Below are 5,499 nucleotides of genomic sequence, written 5' to 3'. Positions count from 1 at the left end.
CTGTGCACCGCGTCGATGAGCGCGTGGTGCTGCGTCATGGCGCGGGCGGGGTCGGAGCGGATCGCCTGGTCCTGCGCGAGCGACACGGTCAGGTGGGCCTCGATCACGGGCCACACGCGCAGCAGGAGGCGGTTCTCGGACGCCTCCCACACGCCGCGGTGGAAGGCCACGTGCGCCTCGTGCTGGACGAGCGGGTCGGGGTCGGCCTCGACGGCCTCGAATCGCGCCCAGTGCCGGTCGAGAGCGGCCATGCGGCGGCCCGAGTCGTCTTCGAGGATCGCGTCGATCGCGAGCATGTCGAGCGCGTGGCGCGTGACGGCGAGATCGAGGTGGTCGCCGGGGCTCAGCTCGGCCACGTACATGCCGCGATAGGGCTCCTGGGTGAGCAGGCCCTCGATCGAGAGCTGGTTCAGGGCCTCGCGGAGCGTGGGGCGGCTGACGCCGAGCTGCGTCGAGAGCCCGACCTCGGTGACCTTGTCGCCGGGCTGGAGGACGCCCTTGACGATGGCGCGGCGGATCTCCTGGATCGCGCCGTCGCGACGGGAGAGACCTGCGACCTGACCCAAGCCGTTCGTCCGTACGTCTGCCACCGCAGTCCACCCCATCCCGGCGTCGGCGAAGACGTGCCGAACCTCTTGCGTGATTGCCAGATTATCAGAGGCGGCGTTTCAGTCGGCGATGGCGCGCATGAAGGCGGTGAGCACGGCGTCGATGGCGGGGGCGAGCTGCGACCCGCTCCGGTGGGCGGCGAACACGCGCCGCACCGGCCGCCCGGGAAGGTCGATGCGGCGCAGACGCGGCCGCTCGCTGTCGAGCAGCAGCCTCGGCAGCACGGCGACCGCGTTCCCGGTCTCGACGAGCCTCATCTGCACGAGCAGGTCGTCCGACTCGAACTGGACCTCGGGCTCGACGCCCAGCTCGCGGCAGAGGCCGAGGCACCAGGCCCGGGCGTCACTGCCGACCGGCTCCATGACCCACGGCATCCGCGCGCCGACATCGGCCGGCGTGTGCGGCGGGTCGACGTCCTCCGGCGCGACCAGCACGAGGGGATCGTCGAGGAGCGGCACGACGTCGATGCCCTTCTGCCGGCTCACCGGCAGGCCCGGGTACTCCTCGCCGAGGACGATGTCGAACTCGCGCGCCGCGAGTGCCCCGAGCGCGCGGTCGGGGGCGATGCGGCTGACGAGCATGCGCGGGTGCGGCGTCGTGCTCTCGAGCATCCGGATCACGCGGGGGAGGAAGGCCAGCGACGCGGTCTGCAGGGCCGCCACGCGCACGTCGCCCTCGGCGACGGCGCGGACCGCGGCCACCGCGGCCTCGGCGCGCTCGATCTCGCCGAGGATCCGGGGCGCGTGCTCGGCGAGGATCTCGCCCTCGCGGGTCAGCCGAACGCCGCGCCCGACGCGCTCGATCAGCCGGGCGCCGGCCTCGGTCTCGAGCACCTTCAGCTGCTGCGACACGGTCGACGGGCTGAAGGAGAGCGCCTCGCTGACGGCGTGCACCGATCCGCGGCGGCGCAGCTCCTGGAGGAGCAGGAGGCGGTGGGGACTGAGCACGCGTCCAGTCTAATCATTCGTCAATACCGAATGAAATAGCAGGAAAACAGTCGCTTGTGTCGAATGGATGCTCGCGATGAGAGTGAATGCGTCGTCCCGATCCCTCCCGACCAGCAAGGACCGCCCATGGCGCCACGCACCCCGTTCCTGTTCCTCTCCGAGGCGGACATGATCGCCGCCGGCGTCGACGACGCGGCGCGCAGCGTCGACGTCGCCGACGAGGTGTTCCGCCTGCTCCGCGACGGCGACTACGTGATGGGCGGGGCGAGCGGCAACAGTCACGGGCTCGTGCTCGTCTTCCCGAAGACCTCGCCGTTCCCGAACATGCCGCTCGCCGGTCCCGACCGGCGCTTCTCCGCGATGCCCGCCTACCTCGGCGGCAGGTTCGACCTCTGCGGTGTCAAGTGGTACGGCTCCAACGCCGCCAACCGCGACCGCGGGCTGCCGCGCTCGGTGCTGACCGTCATGCTCAACGACAAGGACACCGGGGAGCCGCTCGCGCTCCTCTCGGCCGGGCGGCTCAGCTCGTCGCGCACCGCGGCCGTGCCCGCGGTCGCCAGCCGGTATCTCCCCGCCCGGCCGCCCCGCACGATGGCCGTCGTCGGCTGCGGCGTGATCAACCGTCAGGCGGTGCGGGCGCTGCTGTCGCAGCATCCCGGCGTCGAGCGGGTCGTCTGCCACAACCGCTCGCGCGACAAGGCGGAAGGGTTCGCGGCCTGGCTGCGCGCGGACCACGGCGTCGACGCGGTCGTCGCGGACACCCCGCGCGCGTGCGTCGCGGGCGCCGACCTCGTCACCGTCGCGGCATCGCGCACCGCGCCGCTGCGCATCGAGGCGGCGTGGTTCGCCCCGGACGCGTGCATCCTGCTGAGCGGTCCGATGCAGTCCGACGAGGCGCTGTGGACCACGAGCCGCGTCGTGCTCGACCACGTGCCGCTGCACGAGACGTACGTCGCCGACGCGCGAGCGAGCGCCGACGTGCACGCCGGGTACGCCGCGCAGATCGGCGGCCCGGCCTACGAGCTCATGGATGCCGGAGCCCTGCCGCCCCTGGCGGAGACCGAGGACCTCGGCACGATCATGCAGGAGCGGCGACCGCCGCGTGCCGGGCGCACGGTCTTCATCGCGAGCGGCATGGCCGTGTTCGACGTCGCCTGGGGCGCCGACCTGCTCGCCACCGCGCGCGAGCGGGGGATCGGGACGCCGCTCGAGCTGTGGGGCGAGGACGACGCCGACGAGGACGGCGGTGCCGGGCGATGAAGATCCGCAACCACGACGCGCTCGTCTCGACCGGCGAGAGGGCGTCGCGCGAGCTCGTCCTCGGCATCGTCGACGACGCGCTCGACGCCGTCGACGCCTACCGGCGCATCCGCGGCCTCATGCGGCTCGAGGGCGACGTGCTGCACGTCGGCAACCGGCGGTGGGACCTCGCGACGAAGCGGAACGTCTACCTCATCGGCGCCGGCAAGGCGTGCAACGCGATGGCGATGGCGGTCGACCACGTGCTGGGCGACCGCCTCACGCGCGGCATCGCGATCGTCAAGATCGCCGAGCCCGGCGACGTCTTCGGCCGCACCGAGGTCCATGTCGGCGGGCATCCGCTGCCCGATCGGGCCGGTCACGAGGCGACGCGGCGGATCCTCGACCTCGTCGACGCCGCGGGCGCCGACGACCTGTTCGTCGTCGTCGTCAGCGGCGGCAGCTCGGCGCTCATGAACGCGCCCGTCGAGCCGATCACGGTCGAGGACGAGGCGCTCACCACCGAGGTGCTGCTGACGTCCGGCCTCGGAATCTACGAGATCAACGCCGTCCGGCGGCACATCTCGCGCACCAACGGCGGACGGCTCGCCGAGCGCATCCGAGCCCGCGGGGCGGAGCTGATCGGCATCGGCATCTCGGACGCCGTCGGCAAGCCGCCCACCGGCGACATCCGCGAGCCCGACCCGGGCTACGTCAGCACGCCGATCGGCGCCGACCGCACGACGCTCGACGACGCCCGCGCCGCGATCGACGGGCACGGCCTGCGCGAGCGGCTGCCCCGATCGGTCACCGACTTCCTCGACCGCGCCGGCGCCGCCGAGGAGACGCCGAAGGAGTTCCCGGAGAACACCTACTTCCTGATCAACACGCTCCCCGACCTGGCCGAGGCGGCCGTGCGCGCCGCCGAGGCGCGCGGCGTGCCCGCCCACCTCCTGACGACGTTCCTCGAGGGCGAGAGCCGGGATGCCGGGACGTTCATGGCGTCGCTCGCGCGCGAGATCCAGACCAGCGGACGCCCGTTCGCGGCCCCGTGCGTCGTGGTGAGCTCGGGCGAGACCGTCACCCACCTGCGTCCGGGCGACCGGATCACCGGCCACGGCGGCCCGTCCCAGGAGCTCGCGCTGGGCTTCGCGCTCGCGGCCGAGGCCGTGCCGGGCGCCTGCATGTACGCGATGGACTCCGAGGGCACCGACGGCACCTCGCTCGCGGCGGGCGGCATCACCGACTCCTCGTCGGCGGCGCGCGCGGCGGCGGCGGGCGTCGACCTCCGCGCGCACCTGCGCGGACACGCCTCCTTCGAGGCGCTCGAGGCGATGGGCGACGTCGTCATCACCGGCAACACCGGCACCAACCTCTGCGACCTGAACGTTCTCTACGTGCCCGCCCTCCCCGAAGGAGCATCATGACCGTCATCACCTCCGTCGTCGCCCGCCAGATCCTCGACTGCAAGGCCCGCCCCATGGTCGAGGTCGAGATCGGCACCGCCGACGGCGCGATCGGCCGTGCGGCCGCTCCCACCGGATCGTCGGTCGGCGTCCACGAGTCGGCCGTGCTGCGCGACGGCGATCCGGACAGCTACCGCGGGCTCAGCGTCCACGCGGCCGTGCGGAACGTCGCGGAGGTCATCGCACCGCGCCTCGTCGGCGGCGCCTTCGACGACCAGCGCGCGCTCGACGACGTCCTGCTCTTCCTCGACGGCACCGCCGACAAGGGGCTCCTGGGCGGCAACGCGGTCTACCCGGTGTCGGTCGCGTTCCTGCGCGCGCAGGCCGCCGAGCGGGGCGAGCCGGTCTACGAGCACGTCGCCCGCGGACCGCTCGCGTCGATCCCGGTGCCGTGCTTCAACGTGCTCAACGGCGGACGCAACCAGGACGTCGTGCAGGCGTTCAACGAGTTCCTCGTCGTGCCCTACGGCGCCGCGACGGTCGCGGAGGCGATCGAGATGGGCGTCGTGATCTTCCACGAGCTGCCGGGGGTGATCCGGCGCAGCACCGGCAGGGCGGCGACGACCGCGAGCTCGCAGGGCTACGCGGCCCCGTACGCCGATCCGCGCGCGGTGCTGGGGCTCATGCAGGACGCCGTCGTCGCGGCCGGGTACGAGGGCAGGGTCGCGTTCGCGCTCGACTGCGCGTCGAGCGAGATGTACGACGCCGAGACGCGGACGTACGAGCTGGACGGGCGCCGCGTCGACAGCGCCGAGCAGGTCGGCGTGCTGCGGGAGCTCACCGAGGAGTTCGACCTGCTCTTCGTCGAGGACCCCCTCGACGAGGACGACTGGGCGGGCTTCGCGCTCGCCGTGCGCGAGCTCCCGCGCACGTGGGTGCTCGGCGACGACCTCATCGTCACCAACCGCCGCCGGCTCGAGCGCGCGATCGACGAGCGGGCCGCGGACGGGTTCGTCCTCAAGCCCAACCAGATCGGCACGATCAGCGAGGCGCTCGACACGTTCGACCTCGCCACCGCCCACGGCATGCTGGCGCTTCCCTCCGGCCGGTCGGGCGGCGTCATCGACGACATCGTCATGGACCTGTCGCTGGGGCTGCAGGTGCCGTTCCAGAAGAACGGGGCGCCGCGCTCGGGCGAGCGGATCGAGAAGCTCAACTTCCTCCTCCGCGCCGCCGAGCGGATGCCGGAGGCCGCGCTCAGCCGCCTCGAGGGCGTCGCGCGGTTCTGAGCCGGCTCG

The 5,499-nt window shown here is 72.9% G+C and carries 5 protein-coding genes; 3 read left to right on the top strand and 2 right to left on the bottom strand.

Features of this window, described 5'->3' with window-relative positions; translation table 11 throughout:
* Both WML84_RS12340 and WML84_RS12335 read right to left on the bottom strand, forming a co-directional pair.
* A partial coding sequence (locus WML84_RS12340) for a GntR family transcriptional regulator (protein ID WP_347346440.1) occupies positions 1-590 on the bottom strand: 590 nt, incomplete at its 3' end.
* A gap of 78 nt (positions 591-668) precedes the next feature.
* Complete coding sequence (locus tag WML84_RS12335; RefSeq protein WP_347346439.1) at positions 669-1,556, bottom strand: LysR family transcriptional regulator; 888 nt, start codon at positions 1,554-1,556, stop codon at positions 669-671.
* Between the two features lie 126 nt (positions 1,557-1,682).
* On the opposite strand from WML84_RS12335, the gene WML84_RS12330 reads away from it, so the two are divergent.
* From WML84_RS12330 to WML84_RS12320, 3 genes are read left to right on the top strand one after another with little or no spacing between them, the layout of a single operon-like run.
* Positions 1,683-2,816, top strand: coding sequence for a tyramine oxidase subunit B (locus WML84_RS12330; protein ID WP_347346438.1), 1,134 nt, complete (start codon positions 1,683-1,685; stop codon positions 2,814-2,816).
* Positions 2,813-4,222 carry a DUF4147 domain-containing protein gene (locus tag WML84_RS12325; protein ID WP_347346437.1) on the top strand — a complete coding sequence of 470 codons (1,410 nt, stop codon included), beginning with the start codon at positions 2,813-2,815 and terminating at the stop codon, positions 4,220-4,222. Before WML84_RS12330 ends, WML84_RS12325 begins: the two co-directional genes overlap by 4 nt.
* A complete protein-coding gene (locus WML84_RS12320; protein ID WP_347346436.1) occupies positions 4,219-5,490 on the top strand; it encodes an enolase C-terminal domain-like protein in 1,272 nt (423 codons plus the stop codon). Before WML84_RS12325 ends, WML84_RS12320 begins: the two co-directional genes overlap by 4 nt.
* Positions 5,491-5,499: the final 9 nt, after the last annotated feature.

Source organism: Microbacterium sp. (assembly GCF_039812165.1).
In the GTDB taxonomy this organism is placed as follows: domain Bacteria; phylum Actinomycetota; class Actinomycetes; order Actinomycetales; family Microbacteriaceae; genus Microbacterium.
This window is presented reverse-complemented; position numbering and strand designations above follow the sequence as displayed.